Source organism: Xanthomonas maliensis (genome assembly GCF_009192945.1).
Lineage (GTDB): Bacteria > Pseudomonadota > Gammaproteobacteria > Xanthomonadales > Xanthomonadaceae > Xanthomonas > Xanthomonas maliensis.
Genome location: NZ_NSET01000005.1, coordinates 13303 through 29262, shown reverse-complemented (window position 1 = coordinate 29262; position 15960 = coordinate 13303). Strand labels below are relative to the sequence as shown.

The following is a 15960-nucleotide window of genomic DNA, read 5'->3' as shown; positions in this document are numbered from 1 at the left end:
CGGCATGCTTGGACGCTGCCTGCACGCAGGCCGCGGAATGCTGCGGCAATGAGGATCCGCATCGGCATTTCGGGCTGGCGTTATCCGCGGTGGCGGGGCACGTTCTATCCGGACGGGCTGCTGCAGCGACGCGAGCTCGCCTACGCCGCGCAGTGTTTTCCCAGCATCGAGATCAATGGCTCGTTCTACTCGCTACAGCGCCCGGAAAGCTACCAGCGCTGGCATGACGAGACACCCGAGGATTTCGTCTTCGCACTCAAGGGCCCGCGCTTCGTCACCCATATGAAGCGGCTGCGCAACTGCGAGCAGGCCTTGGCGAATTTTTTTGCGTCCGGGGTGCTGCGGCTAGGCCCCAAGCTGGGCCCGATCCTGTGGCAGCTTCCGCCGAACCTGGCCTTCGATGCCGACGTCCTGGACGCCTTCCTCGCCAGCTTGCCACGCGACAGCGAGCGCGCGCTGGCCCTGGCACGCCGACGCGAGCGCGGACGCATGCAAGGCCGCAGCGCACTGGCCATCGACCGTAGGCGCCCGCTGCGGCACGCGCTGGAAGTCCGGCATCAGAGCTTCTGCGACCCGGCCTGCCTGCGACTGCTACGACGGCACAGGGTCGCCCTGGTGATCGCCGATACCGCCGGCAAGTTCCCTTATCTGGAGGATGTGACCGCCGACTTCCTCTATCTGCGCCTGCATGGCGATGCACAGCTCTACGCCAGTGGCTATAGCGATGACGCCCTGGAGCGTTGGGCCGCACGCATCGCCCGTTGGGCCGCCGGCGGAGAGCCGGGCGATGCCCGTCGCAGTGGTCCGCCCGCGCGTCCGCGCGCCAGTCGCGAGGTCTATTGCTACTTCGACAACGACATGAAGGTGCATGCGCCGTTCGACGCGCGCGGACTATTGCGACGGCTGGATCTGCCAAGCGACTGCCCGCCAGGACCAGCTGCCGGCGGCACGCGTTGACGCTACGCCAGTCCCCGGCAGGATCGCGCGCTCAAACGCCCATGTAGCGGTGCGGCCGGTGATTGAACATCAGCACCAGGCTCAGCATCAGCGCGCCCAGCGCCGAATACAGCACTTTGTCCGGCGAGAGCACCGCAAATGCGGCCGCCATCAGCATCGTATCGAAGCTCATCTGCACCTTGCCGGCGCTCCAACCGCGTTCGCGCTGCAGATAGACCGCCAGGATGCCGATTCCGCCGAGACTGCCGCGATGGCGGATGAAGAACAGGATGCCCAGACCGGAGAGCGCGCCGCCAGCGATCGCGGCAAACGCTGTCTGCATCTGCGCATAGCTGGCCCAGCGGGGCAGCAGATCGGTCAGTGCGCCGCAGGCGCCCACCGCCAGGAACGTCTTCAAAGTGAACTCCCAGCCCATGCGGCGCACGCTCAGCCAGTAGAACGGCAGATTGACCAGCACGAACACCACGCCGAAATTCCAGTGCAGCGTGTAGTGCAGCAGGAAGGCCACCCCGGCCATGCCGCCGATCATCAACCCGCCCTTGGCGAAGATCGCCAGGCCCAGCGACGCCACCAGCGTGGCCAGCACCATGCCCTGCACGTCCTCGGCCACCGAATGGTGATACGCGCGATCGTCGGCAGCGGTGCCGGCCGAATCCGGCGGCGGCGTCAGCGGACCGGAGGTGACCACCGCACCATCGTCAGGCAACGGCGCCAGCTCCGGACGGAGATCGGAATCGGGAAGGCTCACGGAATTGGGCACTGCAGTGGGGGGGCTATTAGACACTATCGGCTGGCGCAGTTACATCTGTAACAACGGCCAATCGATGCCGGTCATCGGGACCGGCGCCACCACTCACAGGCGAACGCCATCGCCGTTCCGGGAGACGGCGGCGAACGCACAGCGAGGCGCTTGCGGGATGGCGCGACCATCCACGCCAGGGCGCGTCTGCCCGCATTGACCACGACATCCGCCACATCGGTGGCCGTGCCGGGAGCCCCGGTCACGGCCAACGCGCAAGACCCGAAGGCGCCTCAGCGCACTTCGGCGATTTCCACGCCATCCAACCCCTGCGCCAGAGTCTTGGCATCGCCACCTTGCGACAATTTGATGCGCAGGCGCACCTCGTTCTGCGAGTCGGCGTAGCGCAAGGCGTCCTCGTAGCTGATCTCGCCGGCCTGGTAGAGCTCGAACAGGCTCTGGTCGAAGGTCCGCATGCCCAGGTTGGTCGACTCCTTCATGACCTCCTTGAGCTTATGGATCTCGCCATCGCGGATGTAGTCCTGCACCAGTGGCGTGCCCAGCATGATCTCCATCGCCACTCGCCGGCCACGGCCGTCCGGGGTGGGAATCAGCTGCTGAGCGACCACGCCCCTGAGATTGAGCGACAGATCCATCAACAACTGGCTACGGCGATCTTCGGGGAAGAAGTTGATGATGCGGTCCATCGCCTGGTTGGCGTTGTTGGCATGCCAGGGTACACAGCACCAAGTGGCCGGTTTCGGCGAAGGCGATCGCATGATCCATGCCTTCGCGGGTCCGCACCTCGCCGATCATGATCACGTCCGGCGCCTGCCGCAGGGTGTTCTTCAAGGCGTTTTCCCAGCTGTCGGTGTCGATACCGACCTCGCGCTGGGTGATGATGCAACCCTCGTGCTTGTGCACGAATTCGATCGGGTCCTCGATGGTGATGATGTGCCCGGTCGAGTTCTGGTTGCGGTAGCCGATCATGGCCGCCAGCGAGGTCGACTTACCGGTACCGGTAGCGCCGACGAAGATGATGATGCCGCGCTTGGTCATCGCCAGCGTCTTGATCACCGGCGGCAGGCTCAGCTCGTCAACGGTCGGGATACGGGTCTCGATCCGGCGCAGCACCATGCCGACCTGGTTGCGCTGATAGAAGCAGCTGACGCGGAAGCGCCCGACCCCGGACACGCCGATGGCGAAGTTGCACTCGTGGGTCTTCTCGAACTCTTCGCGCTGCGCCGGCGTCATCACGTTCAGCACCAGGTCGCGGCTCTGCTGCGCGGTCAACGGGGTCTGGGTGATCGGGCTGATCTTGCCATGCACCTTGATCGCCGGCGGCATGCCGGAGGTGATGAACAGATCCGACGCTTTCTGATGCGCCATCAGCTTGAGGAAGGAGGTGAAGTCGATGGTGCTCATTGTTTGAGGCTCCAGGCCCCGAGACACAGGCCACGGGACCCGGAACAGCCGCGGCTGCCACCGTTCCCACGCCCCGCACCCCGCTCCGGCCCAATCTTATGAAAAATCACAGTGCATCGCTGCCGCTTCACCGGGTCCCGGGTCCCGGGCCCCGGTCCCGCTTCACTCGAAGATGCGCTTGTCCTTGGCGTACTCGCGCGCCTGGTTGCGGGTGATCAGGCTGCGCTTGACCAGGTCCTGCAAATGTTGGTCCAGCGTCTGCATGCCGTATTGCTGACCGGTCTGGATTGACGAATACATCTGCGCCACCTTGTCCTCGCGGATCAGGTTGCGGATCGCCGGGGTGCCGACCATGATCTCCCACGCTGCGGTACGTCCGCCGCCGACCTTCTTCAACAGCGCCTGCGAAATCACCGCGCGCAGCGACTCGGACAACATCGAGCGCACCATCGGCTTTTCGCCAGCCGGGAACACGTCGATGATGCGGTCGATGGTCTTGGCCGCCGAACTGGTATGCAAGGTGCCGAACACCAGGTGACCGGTTTCCGCGGCGGTCAGCGCCAGGCGGATGGTCTCCAGGTCGCGCAACTCGCCGACCAGGATGATGTCGGGATCTTCGCGCAGCGCCGAGCGCAGCGCCTCGTTGAAGCCGTGGGTATCGCGGTGGACCTCGCGCTGATTGATCAGACACTTTTGCGAGGTATGCACGAATTCGATCGGATCCTCGACCGTGAGGATATGGCCGTATTCGTTCTTGTTGATGTAGTCGATCATGCCGGCGAGCGTGGTCGACTTGCCCGAACCGGTCGGCCCGGTGACCAGGATCAGCCCCTGCGGCTGGTCGATCAGCTGGCGGAAGATCGGCGGGCAGCCCAGATCCTCCAGCGTCAGCACTTCGGACGGAATCGTCCGGAACACCGCACCTGCGCCGCGGTTCTGGTTGAACGCATTGACGCGGAAACGTGCCAGCGACGGGATCTCGAACGAGAAATCGACCTCGAGGAACTCCTCGTAGTCGCGCCGCTGCTTGTCGGACATGATGTCGTAGACCAGCGCGTGGACCTGCTTATGGTCCAGGGCCGGGATGTTGATGCGACGGACATCGCCATCGACGCGGATCATCGGCGGCAAGCCGGCCGACAGATGCAGGTCCGATGCTTTGTTCTTGACGGAAAACGCCAGTAATTCAGCGATATCCATACGCTGCTTTTCCCCTAGGCTGCGATTGGAAGTGGGTCCCCGCCGGCAGTATAGCGCCCCGGCCGCTGGCGGGAAGCGGGCTGCTCCCGACACTGGCGCGCGCGCCTGAACACCGGCAGGCAGCGCCCTGGCGATGGCCATCGCTGGCAGCAGGACGGCGGCGGCGGCACTATAGCCCTCCTTCTCTATCCGGAGCCGCACGTGTCGGCCTCGCCCCTGCAGCAAATCCTCACCATCATCCAGGCGGCCACGCCTGCCCACGCCAGCCAGGACGTCCGCCTGCTCGCCGTCTCCAAGACCCAGCCAGCGGCAGCGGTCGCGGCGTTGGCAGCCCAGGGCCAGCATGCCTTCGGCGAGAATTACGTGCAGGAAGCCGAGGCCAAGATCGCCGCCCTGCAGTCGCTGGGACTGGAGTGGCACCTGATCGGCCACCTGCAATCCAACAAAGCCGAGCTCGCCAGCCGCTGCTTCGACTGGGTACAGACGCTGGACCGCGCCAAGCTGGTGCCGCTGTTGGCACGCCATCGCCCCGCCGAGCGCGGCCCGCTCAACGTGCTGATCCAGGTCAACATCGACGACGAGGACAGCAAGCATGGCTGCCACCCCGAAGCGATCGACGCCCTGGCCGCGGCGATTGCCGCACAGCCCCGCTTGCGGCTGCGTGGGCTGATGGCCATTCCGGCCCCGTTCCCCGAGCTGGCGCGCCGCCAGGCTGCGTTCTGCCGCATGCAGGCGCTGTTCGCGACCCTGCAATCGCAGCGACCCGGCATCGATACCTTGTCGATGGGCATGAGCGGCGACTTCGCCGAAGCGATCGCCGCCGGCGCCACCATGGTGCGCATCGGCACCGCCTTGTTCGGCCAGCGTGCAGCGGCACCGATATCGTCCTGACGCATCCACGCCGTTCCCGTCCGTCCCTCTGCCCTGCCCGAGGCTGCTGCGATGTCTCCTTCTTCCTCTGCTTCCCTCCGCCCCATCGAGCCCGCGACGATCGCCTTCATCGGCGGCGGCAACATGGCGCGTAGCCTGATCGCCGGGCTGATCCGCAAGGGCCAGTCTCCCGACCGTATCCACGTGGCAGAACCGATCGCCGCGTTGCGGCAATCGCTCACCAGCGATTTTGGCGTGCACTGTTGCGAGGACGCGCTGTCGGCCGTGGATGGCGCCACTACCTGGGTGCTGGCGGTCAAGCCGCAGGTGATGCCGGCGATCTGCCAACAACTGGCCACGCGCGTACAGGCCGAAAAGCCCTTGCTGGTCTCCATCGCCGCCGGCATCACTGCCGCGCAACTGGAGCGTTGGTGCGGCGGCAGTGTCGCGGTGGTTCGCTGCATGCCCAATACGCCCGCCCTGCTCGGCGCCGGCGTGACCGGCCTGTATGCCAATACGCGGGTGAGCGCGGACCAGCGTGCGCTGGCCACTGGCCTGCTGGAAAGTGCCGGGGTGGTGGTGGCGATCGACGACGAGGCGCAGATGGACGCGGTGACCGCGGTGTCCGGCAGCGGCCCTGCCTATGTGTTCCTGCTGGCCGAAGCGATGGAGGCAGCCGGACATGCGCAAGGGCTGCCCGCAGAGACTGCGCGCACGCTGGTGCTGCACACCCTGCTGGGTGCGGCACGGATGCTGACCGAATCGGGCGAAGCACCGGAGGTGCTGCGTCGCCGCGTCACCTCGCCCAATGGCACCACCCAAGCGGCGATCACGTGTTTTCAGGCTGGCGGACTGGAGGCGCTGACGGCGCGTGCGATCGCCGCGGCGACCGAACGCGGCCGCAGCCTGTCGGCGGCCAACGACGTACCGGCCGCACCCGCCGATCACTGAGCATCCACATCACCGGCCACATGAGCGGGTGCATCCTACTGGTCCGCGCGCCGCTCGCGTGGCGGAAAAAACGCGCGCGCGTGCGGCTGCGCACGCCGATACCGCACATGCCACACGCGCATCGGCACCCTGATGGTGTTCGCCAGCACCCTGTGAGAAGGCAGCACGACGTGTCCGGCGGCGCCCGCAATCGCGCTTTTTTCGTCCCGTGGTGAACGAAACCCCGGTGCAGAGCGTTTTTTTCGCGTCTTTTCGTCGATTACCTATTGGCGCAGCGCGACAGTTGCCCTACATTTCGCGTTGCCGACTGGGTCGGCAGACCCAAACCACCAACGATCACGGAATAGAAACCCATGGCAAAAACCGCCGCTAAGAAGGCTGCCCCCAAGAAGGCAGTGAAAAAGGTCGCCGCCGCCAAGACCGCGAAGCCGGCCAAGGCAGCCAAGCCGGCCGCGCCGAAGCCGCTGAAGGAAGCGCTGAGCAAGACCGGCCTGGTCGCGCACATCGCCGAAACCACTCAGCTGGCCCCGAAGGACGTGCGCGCCGTGCTGGCAGCGCTGGAAGGTGCTGTGCACGCCTCGCTCAACAAGAAGGGCGTCGGCACCTTCACCCTGCCGGGCATGGTCAAGCTGACCACCGTGCACGTGCCGGCCAAGCCGAAGCGCAAGGGCATCAACCCCTTCACCAAGGAAGAGCAGATCTTTGCCGCCAAGCCGGCAGGCTTCAAGTTCAAGGCTCGCGTGCTGAAGAAGTTGAAGGACGCTGCGCTGTAAGCGATTCTTCAAGCGCATCATCGAGACGGCCTTCGGGCCGTCTTTTTTTTTGCGCACGTCACCGGACATGCGCGCGCGAAAGACACGGTGCTCATCGCTACGAGGCTAGGCTGACCTCTTCGCACGGAGGTCAAGGTGTGACCACATCCACCGCCAGCCCTGCCCGTCGCCTGCGCCGCCTACTGGTCTCGCTCGCCCTGGTGTGCGCCCTGCTGGTGGCCGCGCGCTATGTCTGGCTATCGCCGATGGCCCTGCAACTGCGCACGACATGGGAGTTGGCACGGCTGCCCCCACCCACGCAGGTTGCGGTCCCGGTGGAAGGCGTGCAGGCACGTCGCATCGCCGATACCTTCGGCGCACCACGCGGACGCGACCGCAGCCATCAAGGTGTGGACATCTTCGCGCCACGCGGCACCCCGGTCCTGGCCGCCACGCGTGGGGTGGTCAGCGCCATCGGCGATCGCGGCTTGGGCGGTAAGCAGGTGTGGGTCGTGGGGCCGGCAATGCAACGGCATTACTATGCGCACCTGGACGACTGGGCACCGGGCCTGCAGGTCGGCGCCGTGGTCGAGCCCGGCACGCCGCTGGGCGCGGTCGGCACGACCGGCAACGCTCGCGGCACCCCGCCGCATCTGCATTACGGCATCTATGGACGCAACGGTGCGTACGATCCACTGCCATTACTTCGCAAAGACGCGCCTGCGCAGGCGCCGTAGATGGTCTGGAACACTGCGTCATGGCCCGCGCTATCGAGCTCCCCATGCGTAGCACCTATGGTGGAGTCAGCCCAAGATCACTGCGACCACCATGCCCAGACGACGCTACCGCATCACGATCACGCCGATCGAAAGCGACGGTCACCCCTGCAGCGATCGCTGCACCCTCGAATTCGAGCAGCGCTCCGGCGCCGATTGGATGCGCCTGTTCGAAGAGTTGCACCAACGCCGTGACCTGAGCAGCGACGAGTGCGCCGCGCTGACCGTCGGCGCGCAACTGCTCGAGAACCTGGCCGCTCGCCCACGCGCGCAGCCCAGCCACGCCCTGGAAGCCTTGCGGCCGCGCCTGCAGGACCTGCTCGATCGCCTGCAACGCGTGCATCCACCATCCCGCTGAGCGCTCCTTGGCGATGCAAGGTCCCGGTACACTGCTGGCTTCGATCAGCGGAGCGATGGTGATGCGGGGATGGCAACTGCTGCTGGGGAGCGTGCTATTGGCCGGCTGCAGTGGCCAGCGCCCTCCCGCTGAGGACACCACAGCGCCCGCAACGCAACAGGCCAGCTCCACCAGGCCCGCGGCGGCCGCCACCGCGGCGACGTCAGCAGTCGCAACGCCGACGACCAACGCCGAGGCAGCGGCGCGCTCCAGCGGCTTCGTCGAAGCGGTCTCCACCCTGCATCGGTACATCGGCGCGCTACCCGGCGCCGATCGCGCTGCCGCCGATGCACTCTGGACCGGTGGCCGACCGGCGCCGGTGCCCGACGATGCAGTGCTGCGCAGCTTGCAGGACATCCAGTCGCTGCGGATCGACACCGACCCACCCGTGGCGCTGGACACCAACACTCCACCGCAGCGCATCGAGGTGCCGCTGCGCGTTACCGTGCGCACGCGTGCCGGCATCGAATCGTTCAGCGGCGCCTACCGCCTGCAGACCCGCGCTGCTAGCGGCGATGCCAACTGGGAAATCTATTCGGCCAGCCTGCACCCGCAGTTGCGCTAGCGTCACGCGCTAACCCGTGGTTCACCGGCATCGGCCAACGATGGCGGTATCCCTTGTCGGAGTGTGGCTATGATCCTGCGTTCGCTCGCCGTTCCCTTGCTGGCCCTTGCGTTGGCACTCCCTGCCGGGACGTCGCTGGCAGCACCGCGCATCCAGGGTCATCAGATCAGCGTCCAAGCCGAGGATGTGCAGCAGTATCTCGGCGGCCATTTCCCACAGACGCATGACGCGCTCGGTGGACTGATCGCACTGACGGTCAGCGATCCCAAGTTGTCGCTGCCACCAGGTGATCGACTGAAGATGGCGTTCGATCTGGCGGTCGGTAGCGCAGGCGGCGCTCCGGCTCCGCTAGGCAATGTGACCTTGACCAGCGGCTTGCGCTATGACACTGCCAAGCAAGGCTTCTATCTGGATCAACCCACCATCGACGACTTCCGGCCGGTCAATGCCGGCGCGCGGCTCGATCACAGCACGCGCCAGCTCCTCAATGCCTGGCTTGCCGACTATGCGCGCAAGGAGCCGATCTACCGCATCGACCCGAAGATCGCCGCTGTCCTCGGCGCGGTACAAGTGCAGTCGGTTGCCGTGCAGGATGGCCGAGTGGCGGTGACCTTCAATCAGGACATCGAACAGCTGGTGCCGTCATCGGCGCGTTCCGGAAGCTGAGACAACGGAGCGCGCTTGCCGACGCACGCGGCACGGACAGCGCCAAACGCCGTCCGTGCCTTGCGCATCAGGCAGTCAGCGCCTTGGCCACAGCTTCGCTGAAAGCCGGGATGTCGTCGGGCTTGCGGCTGGTGATCAATGGACCATCCACCACCACCTCGGCATCGCGCCAGCGGCCGCCGGCATTGCGCAGATCGGTCTTGACCGAAGGCCACGAGGTGACTTCGCGGTCACGCACCAGGCCGCTCTCTACCAATAACCAGGGCCCGTGGCAGATGGCCGCCACGGGCTTGCCGGCATCGGCGACCGCACGGATGAACGCGATTGCCTGTGCATCGGTGCGCAGGTGATCCGGGTTGATGACCCCGCCCGGCAGCACGAGTGCATCGTATTGGTCCGGAGCGGCCTGGCTGAGACGCCGATCGACCGGGACCGAATCGCCCCAGTCGGTGTGATTCCAGCCGCGGATCTGCGCATCCTCGCCAGGCGCGATCACGTCGACCTTGGCACCCCAGGATTCCAGCAGCCGCTTGGGCTCCTGCAATTCGGACTGCTCAAAACCATTGGTCGCGAGCATGGCAACCGTCTTGCCGGACAGTGCGTGATTCATGGGAGGACTCCTCGGGTTTGCGAAGGAGTCAGCACCCTAGGTGCGCCGACGTTGCGCGCCGGTGAATCGATGTCGGCGCGGCGTCACGACACGCGCGCTCAGCGCTTGGGCTGCAGCATCGTACCGGTGCAGTTCTTGGAACCGCAGCGGCATTCCCAGATCTTCTTCATCCGCGCGGTGTGCCGCTCGGCCAGGGTGATGCCGTAGTTGTAAGTCAGCTCCTGCCCCGGCTTGATCGCGCGCTTGGCCTCGATGAACACCTTGTCCTTGCTGCGATCATCGCCCTCGGCCTCTTCCAGCACCGCCTCGCAGTTGGGATTGCAGCTGTGGTTGATCCAGCGCGCGACATTGCCCTCGTAGTTGGCATCGATCACATATTGATCGCTGAGCGTGAACAAGAAGGTGTGTCCACTCTCGGTGTCGCCACTGTCGTCGGCGTCGACCTCGGCATGCGTGCGCACCCGGCCCTTGTATTGGACGATGCGCTCGCCCTTGCCGATGTCTGCGACGGCGAACACGCCATTGCCGTGAATACGTGACTTGCGGGCGGCAATCTTGCGCGACATGAAGGGGTCCAGTAAGGGGGCTGCCCATTGTGACGGCAGCGCAGGCGGGCGCCAAGCACAAGCGGCCAGGCCACAGCGAGAACACCGCCTTGCCGCCGCCTGAACCAGGTCGGTTGGCCTGCGCGGCGTAAAAGCGTACAATTTCGGTCCGCTTTAGAGTCGTGTGCCTTGCCATGCTGCGCGTCACCAAACTCACCGATTACGCCACCGTCGTATTGACGGTGCTGGCCGCACGCAGCGGCCAGGTGTTGAGCGCCAGCGAATTGGCCGAGCAGGCCGGCCTGGAAGCACCGACGGTGAGCAAGATCCTCAAGCCACTGTCGCAAGCCGGACTGGTCGAAGGCCTGCGCGGCGTCCACGGCGGCTACCGGCTGGCACGTGCGGCCAGCGGCATTACCTTGATCGACATCGTCGAGGCCATGGAAGGCCCGCTGGCGATCACCGAGTGCAGCCAGGACCACAGCCAGTGCGGGATCGCCCATCAGTGCGGAGTGCGCTCCAACTGGCGACTGATCAACGACGTGGTCGCCGACGCCCTGCGCGGCGTCACTCTGGCGCAGATGCTGCACCCCCTCTCCCTTCCTGGCGACAGCCGGCGGCGTTCCATTGCCGCGCGCGTCGCGACCACCTGACCTGTAGGCAGCCCGATGGCCACCGAACTTGCCCCCCCGCAGAACGCCGAGATCCTCGAACGCCTGGGCCGACGCTACGACGCCGGCTTCATCACCGAGATCGAGTCCGACTCGCTCCCGCCCGGACTGGACGAGGACATCATTCGTGCCCTGTCGGCCAAGAAGGACGAGCCGCAGTGGATGACCGACTGGCGCCTGGACGCCTATCGGCACTGGCTGAAGATGCCGATGCCCGAATGGGCCAAGCTGCAGATCGCGCCGATCGACTTCCAGGCGCTCAGCTATTACTCCGCGCCCAAGGGCCCGAAGTATGCCTCGCTGGACGAAGTGCCGAAGGAGCTGCTGGACACCTACGACAAGCTGGGCGTGCCGTTGCACGAGCGGGCCAAGCTGGCCGGCGTGGCAGTCGATGCGGTGTTCGACTCGGTGTCGGTGGGCACCACCTTCCGCAAGGAGCTGGCCGAAAAAGGCGTGATCTTCTGCTCGATGTCCGAAGCCATCAAGGAGCACCCCGAGCTGGTCAAACAGTATCTGGGTAGCGTGGTGCCGGTCGGCGACAATTACTTCGCCGCGCTCAACTCGGCGGTGTTCTCCGACGGCAGCTTCGTGTTCATTCCCAAGGGCGTGCGTTGCCCGATGGAGTTGAGCACCTATTTCCGCATCAATGCCGGCCACACCGGCCAGTTCGAGCGCACCTTGATCATCTGCGAGGATCGCGCCTACGTCTCCTATCTGGAAGGCTGCACCGCACCGATGCGCGACGAGAACCAGCTGCATGCGGCGGTGGTCGAGCTGGTGGCGCTGGAAGATGCGGAAATCAAGTATTCGACCGTGCAGAACTGGTACCCGGGCGACGAGGAAGGCCGCGGCGGCATTTATAACTTCGTCACCAAGCGTGCCGAATGCCGCGGCGCCCGTAGCAAGGTCACCTGGACCCAGGTCGAAACCGGCTCGGCGATCACCTGGAAGTACCCCTCCTGCGTGCTGCTGGGCGACGACTCGGTCGGCGAGTTCCACTCGGTGGCACTGACCCACCATCGCCAGCAGGCCGACACCGGCACCAAGATGATCCATGTCGGCAAGCGTACCAAGAGCAAGATCGTCAGCAAGGGCATCAGTGCCGGGCGCGGCCAGAATACCTATCGCGGCCTGGTCAAGGTGGATCGCAATGCCGATGGCGCGCGTAATTACACCCAGTGCGACTCGCTGCTGATCGGCAAGCAATGCGGCGCGCACACCTTCCCCTACATCGAGGTGAAGAATCCTGGCGCCACCGTCGAGCACGAGGCCACCACCTCCAAGATCAGCGACGACCAGCTGTTCTATTGCCGTGCGCGTGGCATCAGCCAGGAAGACGCGGTGTCGCTGATCGTCGATGGTTTCTGCAAACAGGTGTTCCGCGAGCTGCCGATGGAATTCGCAGTGGAAGCCAAGAAGCTGCTGGAAGTCTCGCTGGAAGGCAGCGTCGGCTGACGCTGCCTGCAGGGATTGCGCATCGTGCGGGATCGGCCAGATCCCGCTGATTGCCGTCCCGCTCCCTCTGCTCATCACTCTCTCTTCGAGAAGCCACTCCATGCTTACCATCAACAACCTGCACGCCAGCATTGCCGGCAAGGACATCCTCAAGGGCCTGTCGCTGGAGATCCAGCCTGGCCAGGTCCACGCCATCATGGGCCCCAACGGCGCCGGCAAATCCACCCTCGGCAATGTGCTCGCCGGCCGCGACGGCTATGAGGTCGGCACCGGCAGCGTCCGGTTCGAGGGCCAGGATTTGCTGGCACTGGAGCCAGAGGCGCGCGCCGCCGCCGGCCTGTTCCTGGCGTTCCAGTACCCGGTGGAGATTCCCGGGGTCAACAACACCTATTTCCTGCGCGCAGCACTCAACGCCCAGCGCAAGGCGCGCGGCGAAGAAGAGCTGGACTCCATGCAGTTCCTCAAGCTGGTCCGGCAAAAGCTCGCGGTGCTGCACCTGAAGGATGAATTGCTGCATCGTGGCGTCAATGAAGGCTTCTCGGGCGGCGAGAAGAAGCGCAACGAAATCTTCCAGCTGGCGGTCCTGGAACCGAAGCTGGCGATCCTCGATGAAACCGACTCCGGCCTGGACATCGACGCGCTCAAGAGCGTCGCCGATGGCGTCAACGCGTTGCGCTCGCCGGAGCGCTCTTTCCTGGTGATCACCCACTACCAGCGCCTGCTCGACTACATCAAGCCCGATGTGGTGCACGTGCTCGCCGACGGCAAGATCGTGCAGAGCGGCGGTCCAGAACTGGCGCTAGAGCTGGAGCAGCACGGCTATCACTTCCTCAAGGATCGGGTGGTGCCGGAGGCGGCCGCCTGATGAACGCCCTGCTGGAATCCCTGGCCCAAGGCTTCTGCGGCAGCGATGCGCGGCGTGCCGAGCTCGATGCGGCCCTGCAGGCCGGCCTGCCCGGCCCGCGTGCGGAGGCCTGGAAGTACACCTCATTGCGCCAGCTGGAGCGGCGCAGTTTCCGGCCCGCACCGCTGGTGCCGACCCTGGTCGATGCCGCGGCGCTGGACGAGATTCCGGCGCCACGGCTGGTCTTCGTCAACGGTCGGCCGTCGTCGGCGCTGAGCGATCTGTCTGGCTTGGCCGACGGCGTGCAGGTGCAGGCGTTGTCGACGCTGCAGACCAGCGATTCGGCCTGGCAACTGCTGGGTCGTCGGTTCGACGGCAACGATGCGGTCTTTGCTCGCTTGAACGCCGCACTCGCTGACGAAGGCGTCGTGGTACGCGTCGATGATGGCGCAAGGATCGATCTGCCGCTGCAGTTGGTCTTTGTCGGGGTGGCCGGCGAGCAGGATCTAGCCTGGCACCATCGCCACCTGATCGAACTGCGTGCCGGCGCGAGTCTGCAGGTGGTCGAGCACCATCTGTCGATCGGCGATGCCGCGCATCTGAGCAATGGCGTGATGCATGTGCACCTGTCACAGGAGGCGACGCTGTCGCACGCACGCGTGCAGGGCGACGGAGTTCGCGCCACCACCCTGCTGCGCACGGACGCAGTGCTGGCGCGCAATGCGCACTATCAGCGGGTCGATCTGGAACTGGGCGCCGGACTGTCGCGGCACGAGCTCAACGTGCGACTGGAGGGCGATCACGCCCGGTTACTGGCCAATGGCGTGCTGTTGGGCAACGGCCGGCGCCATGTCGATACTCGTCTGGGCATCGAGCACATCGCGCGCGACACTGCCTGCGAGTTGCTTTGGCGCGGCGTCGGCGCCGATCGCAGCCGACTCGTCTTCCACGGCGGCATCCATATCCGTGCGGGCGCCGATGGCACCGATGCGCGCCTGTCCAACAAGAATCTGCTGCTGTCGGCCAATGCCGAGATCGATACCCAGCCGGTGTTGGTGATCGACGCCGACGAGGTCCAGGCCGCGCACGGCGCCACCGTGGGCCAACTCGACGACAACGCGCTGTTCTACCTGCGTTCGCGTGGACTGCCGGCCGAACAGGCGCAACGTCTGCTCAGCGCAGCGTTCTGCCATGAACCACTGCGCGCTCTCGGCTCGCCGCTGGTCGATCTGCTGGCAATCCAGCTCGATCGCGCATTGAATTCGGCAGGCGTGGCATGAGCGCTCCCCGGCCGACCACGACCACCGCGCCAGATTGGGAACGCGTCCGCAGCGATTTCCCGTTGTTGCTGCGCCAGGTCCACGACAAGCCGCTGATCTATTTCGACAACGCCAATACCGGCCAGAAACCGCTGCCGGTGATCGCCGCGACCGATGCCTTCTACCGGCGTCAGAACGCCAATGTCAGCCGCGCCGTGCATGCGTTGGGAACCGAGGCCACCGACGCCTATGAAGGCGCGCGCGGCAAGCTCGCGCAGCTGCTGAACGTGCGTGCCGACGAGCTGGTGCTGTGCAGCGGCACCACCTTCGCGCTCAATCTGGTGGCCTATTCCTGGGCGCTGCCACGGCTGGCGCCGGGCGATGTGATCCTGGTTTCGCGCATGGAGCACCACGCCAATATCGTGCCGTGGCAGCTGGTCGCCGAGCGCACCGGCGCACGCATCCAGGTGGCGGAGATCACCTCCGACGGCGCATTGGACCTGGATGCACTGCGCAAGGCGATGACGCCGCAGGTCAAGCTGCTGGCGGTGACCCATGTCTCCAACGTGCTGGGTACGGTCAACCCGGTGCGTGAGATCTGCCGCGAGGCACGCAAGCGCGGCATCGTCAGTGTGGTCGACGGGTCGCAGGCTGCGCCGCATCGGCGCATCGATATCGCCGCCATCGGCTGCGACTTCTATGCGATCACCGGACACAAGATGTGTGGGCCGACCGGCACCGGTGCGCTATGGGCGCGCCGCGAACATCTGCAGGCGATGCCACCGTTCCTTGGCGGTGGCGAGATGATCAAGGAAGTCAGCTTCGAAGGGACGGTCTTCAACGACGGGCCGCACAAGTTCGAGGCTGGTACGCCCAATATCGCCGGCTTCGTCGGCCTGGGTGCGGCAGTGGACTATCTGCAAGCGATTGGGCTGGAGCACATCGAAGCGCGCGAAGCCACATTGCTGGCGCATCTGACCGAGGAGTTACAGCGCATCGACGGCCTGCGCATCTTCGGCACCACGCCCGACAAGGCGGCAGTGGTGTCGTTCCTGGTCGAGGGCGCACATGCACACGACCTGGCCACCCTGCTCGACCTGGAAGGCGTGGCCGTGCGCTCGGGCCAGCATTGCGCGCACCCCTTGCTGCAGTATTTCGGCGTGGCCGCGACCTGCCGGGCATCACTGGCGTTCTACAACACGCACGCGGAGATCGAGCGCTTCGTGGAAGCACTGCTGAAGGTGCGCAAGCTGTTGGGGTGAGGCGCCCTATCTCCTC

17 protein-coding genes and 1 pseudogene are annotated in these 15960 nt (G+C 65.6%); 13 read left to right on the top strand and 5 right to left on the bottom strand.

Annotated features, from left to right (window positions below; translation table 11 throughout):
- The first annotated feature begins 48 nt into the window (after positions 1–48).
- The gene (locus CKY51_RS01770; protein ID WP_022974143.1) at positions 49–957 is read left to right on the top strand and encodes a DUF72 domain-containing protein; all 909 of its coding nucleotides are present in this window, start codon (positions 49–51) and stop codon (positions 955–957) included.
- A gap of 31 nt (positions 958–988) precedes the next feature.
- Here CKY51_RS01770 and CKY51_RS01765 read toward each other — a convergent pair whose 3' ends face one another.
- The 3 genes and pseudogenes from CKY51_RS01765 to CKY51_RS01755 all read right to left on the bottom strand — a co-directional run bounded on the left by CKY51_RS01765 (position 989) and on the right by CKY51_RS01755 (position 4321).
- Positions 989–1663 carry a YitT family protein gene (locus tag CKY51_RS01765; RefSeq protein WP_031340714.1) on the bottom strand — a complete coding sequence of 225 codons (675 nt, stop codon included), beginning with the start codon at positions 1661–1663 and terminating at the stop codon, positions 989–991.
- A gap of 326 nt (positions 1664–1989) precedes the next feature.
- A pseudogene (locus CKY51_RS01760) lies at positions 1990–3121 on the bottom strand (PilT/PilU family type 4a pilus ATPase).
- 162 nt (positions 3122–3283) lie between these two features.
- The gene (locus tag CKY51_RS01755; protein ID WP_003489919.1) at positions 3284–4321 is read right to left on the bottom strand and encodes a type IV pilus twitching motility protein PilT; all 1038 of its coding nucleotides are present in this window, start codon (positions 4319–4321) and stop codon (positions 3284–3286) included.
- Between the two features lie 201 nt (positions 4322–4522).
- Between CKY51_RS01755 and CKY51_RS01750 the strand changes: the two genes are divergently transcribed.
- The 7 genes from CKY51_RS01750 (at position 4523) to CKY51_RS01720 (ending at position 9298) form a co-directional block, all read left to right on the top strand.
- On the top strand, positions 4523–5212 hold the full coding sequence (locus CKY51_RS01750; RefSeq protein ID WP_022974149.1) for a YggS family pyridoxal phosphate-dependent enzyme: 690 nt from the start codon (positions 4523–4525) through the stop codon (positions 5210–5212).
- A gap of 51 nt (positions 5213–5263) precedes the next feature.
- A complete protein-coding gene (proC, locus tag CKY51_RS01745) occupies positions 5264–6142 on the top strand; it encodes a pyrroline-5-carboxylate reductase (protein WP_031340721.1) in 879 nt (292 codons plus the stop codon).
- 353 nt (positions 6143–6495) lie between these two features.
- A complete protein-coding gene (locus CKY51_RS01740) occupies positions 6496–6915 on the top strand; it encodes an HU family DNA-binding protein (protein WP_152248790.1) in 420 nt (139 codons plus the stop codon).
- A gap of 137 nt (positions 6916–7052) precedes the next feature.
- On the top strand, positions 7053–7631 hold the full coding sequence (locus CKY51_RS01735) for a M23 family metallopeptidase (RefSeq protein ID WP_022974152.1): 579 nt from the start codon (positions 7053–7055) through the stop codon (positions 7629–7631).
- A 91-nt stretch (positions 7632–7722) separates the two neighbouring features.
- The gene (locus tag CKY51_RS01730) at positions 7723–8028 is read left to right on the top strand and encodes a DUF3861 family protein (RefSeq protein ID WP_022974153.1); all 306 of its coding nucleotides are present in this window, start codon (positions 7723–7725) and stop codon (positions 8026–8028) included.
- 277 nt (positions 8029–8305) lie between these two features.
- Complete coding sequence (locus CKY51_RS01725) at positions 8306–8632, top strand: hypothetical protein (RefSeq protein ID WP_152248791.1); 327 nt, start codon at positions 8306–8308, stop codon at positions 8630–8632.
- Between the two features lie 69 nt (positions 8633–8701).
- Positions 8702–9298, top strand: a complete 597-nt coding sequence (locus tag CKY51_RS01720; RefSeq protein ID WP_022974155.1) for a YceB family lipoprotein — start codon at positions 8702–8704, stop codon at positions 9296–9298.
- A gap of 67 nt (positions 9299–9365) precedes the next feature.
- Here the strand turns inward: CKY51_RS01720 and CKY51_RS01715 are convergent, their stop codons facing one another.
- Positions 9366–9908 carry a type 1 glutamine amidotransferase domain-containing protein gene (locus CKY51_RS01715; RefSeq protein ID WP_022974156.1) on the bottom strand — a complete coding sequence of 181 codons (543 nt, stop codon included), beginning with the start codon at positions 9906–9908 and terminating at the stop codon, positions 9366–9368.
- Positions 9909–10006: 98 nt separating this feature from the next.
- The gene (locus tag CKY51_RS01710) at positions 10007–10474 is read right to left on the bottom strand and encodes an SET domain-containing protein (RefSeq protein WP_152248788.1); all 468 of its coding nucleotides are present in this window, start codon (positions 10472–10474) and stop codon (positions 10007–10009) included.
- A gap of 173 nt (positions 10475–10647) precedes the next feature.
- Between CKY51_RS01710 and CKY51_RS01705 the strand changes: the two genes are divergently transcribed.
- From CKY51_RS01705 to CKY51_RS01685, 5 genes are all read left to right on the top strand, one after another.
- Positions 10648–11106, top strand: a complete 459-nt coding sequence (locus CKY51_RS01705) for an SUF system Fe-S cluster assembly regulator (RefSeq protein ID WP_022974158.1) — start codon at positions 10648–10650, stop codon at positions 11104–11106.
- Between the two features lie 15 nt (positions 11107–11121).
- A complete protein-coding gene (gene sufB, locus CKY51_RS01700; RefSeq protein WP_152248787.1) occupies positions 11122–12579 on the top strand; it encodes a Fe-S cluster assembly protein SufB in 1458 nt (485 codons plus the stop codon).
- Between the two features lie 100 nt (positions 12580–12679).
- Entirely contained in the window at positions 12680–13444 is a 765-nt protein-coding gene (gene sufC, locus CKY51_RS01695; RefSeq protein WP_152248786.1) for a Fe-S cluster assembly ATPase SufC, read from the top strand.
- A complete protein-coding gene (sufD, locus tag CKY51_RS01690) occupies positions 13444–14703 on the top strand; it encodes a Fe-S cluster assembly protein SufD (RefSeq protein ID WP_022974161.1) in 1260 nt (419 codons plus the stop codon). Before sufC ends, sufD begins: the two co-directional genes overlap by 1 nt.
- Positions 14700–15944, top strand: coding sequence for a cysteine desulfurase (locus CKY51_RS01685; RefSeq protein ID WP_022974162.1), 1245 nt, complete (start codon positions 14700–14702; stop codon positions 15942–15944). Before sufD ends, CKY51_RS01685 begins: the two co-directional genes overlap by 4 nt.
- Positions 15945–15960: the final 16 nt, after the last annotated feature.

Coding starts and splice junctions, on each gene's coding strand:
- CKY51_RS01740 (WP_152248790.1), top strand. CDS start 6,496: ATGGCAAAAACCGCCGCTAAGAAGGCTGCCCCCAAGAAGGCAGTGAAA.
- CKY51_RS01710 (WP_152248788.1), bottom strand. CDS start 10,474: ATGTCGCGCAAGATTGCCGCCCGCAAGTCACGTATTCACGGCAATGGC.
- sufC (WP_152248786.1), top strand. CDS start 12,680: ATGCTTACCATCAACAACCTGCACGCCAGCATTGCCGGCAAGGACATC.
- CKY51_RS01755 (WP_003489919.1), bottom strand. CDS start 4,321: ATGGATATCGCTGAATTACTGGCGTTTTCCGTCAAGAACAAAGCATCG.
- CKY51_RS01720 (WP_022974155.1), top strand. CDS start 8,702: ATGATCCTGCGTTCGCTCGCCGTTCCCTTGCTGGCCCTTGCGTTGGCA.
- sufD (WP_022974161.1), top strand. CDS start 13,444: ATGAACGCCCTGCTGGAATCCCTGGCCCAAGGCTTCTGCGGCAGCGAT.
- CKY51_RS01770 (WP_022974143.1), top strand. CDS start 49: ATGAGGATCCGCATCGGCATTTCGGGCTGGCGTTATCCGCGGTGGCGG.
- CKY51_RS01685 (WP_022974162.1), top strand. CDS start 14,700: ATGAGCGCTCCCCGGCCGACCACGACCACCGCGCCAGATTGGGAACGC.
- CKY51_RS01715 (WP_022974156.1), bottom strand. CDS start 9,908: ATGAATCACGCACTGTCCGGCAAGACGGTTGCCATGCTCGCGACCAAT.
- proC (WP_031340721.1), top strand. CDS start 5,264: ATGTCTCCTTCTTCCTCTGCTTCCCTCCGCCCCATCGAGCCCGCGACG.
- CKY51_RS01705 (WP_022974158.1), top strand. CDS start 10,648: ATGCTGCGCGTCACCAAACTCACCGATTACGCCACCGTCGTATTGACG.
- CKY51_RS01730 (WP_022974153.1), top strand. CDS start 7,723: ATGCCCAGACGACGCTACCGCATCACGATCACGCCGATCGAAAGCGAC.
- sufB (WP_152248787.1), top strand. CDS start 11,122: ATGGCCACCGAACTTGCCCCCCCGCAGAACGCCGAGATCCTCGAACGC.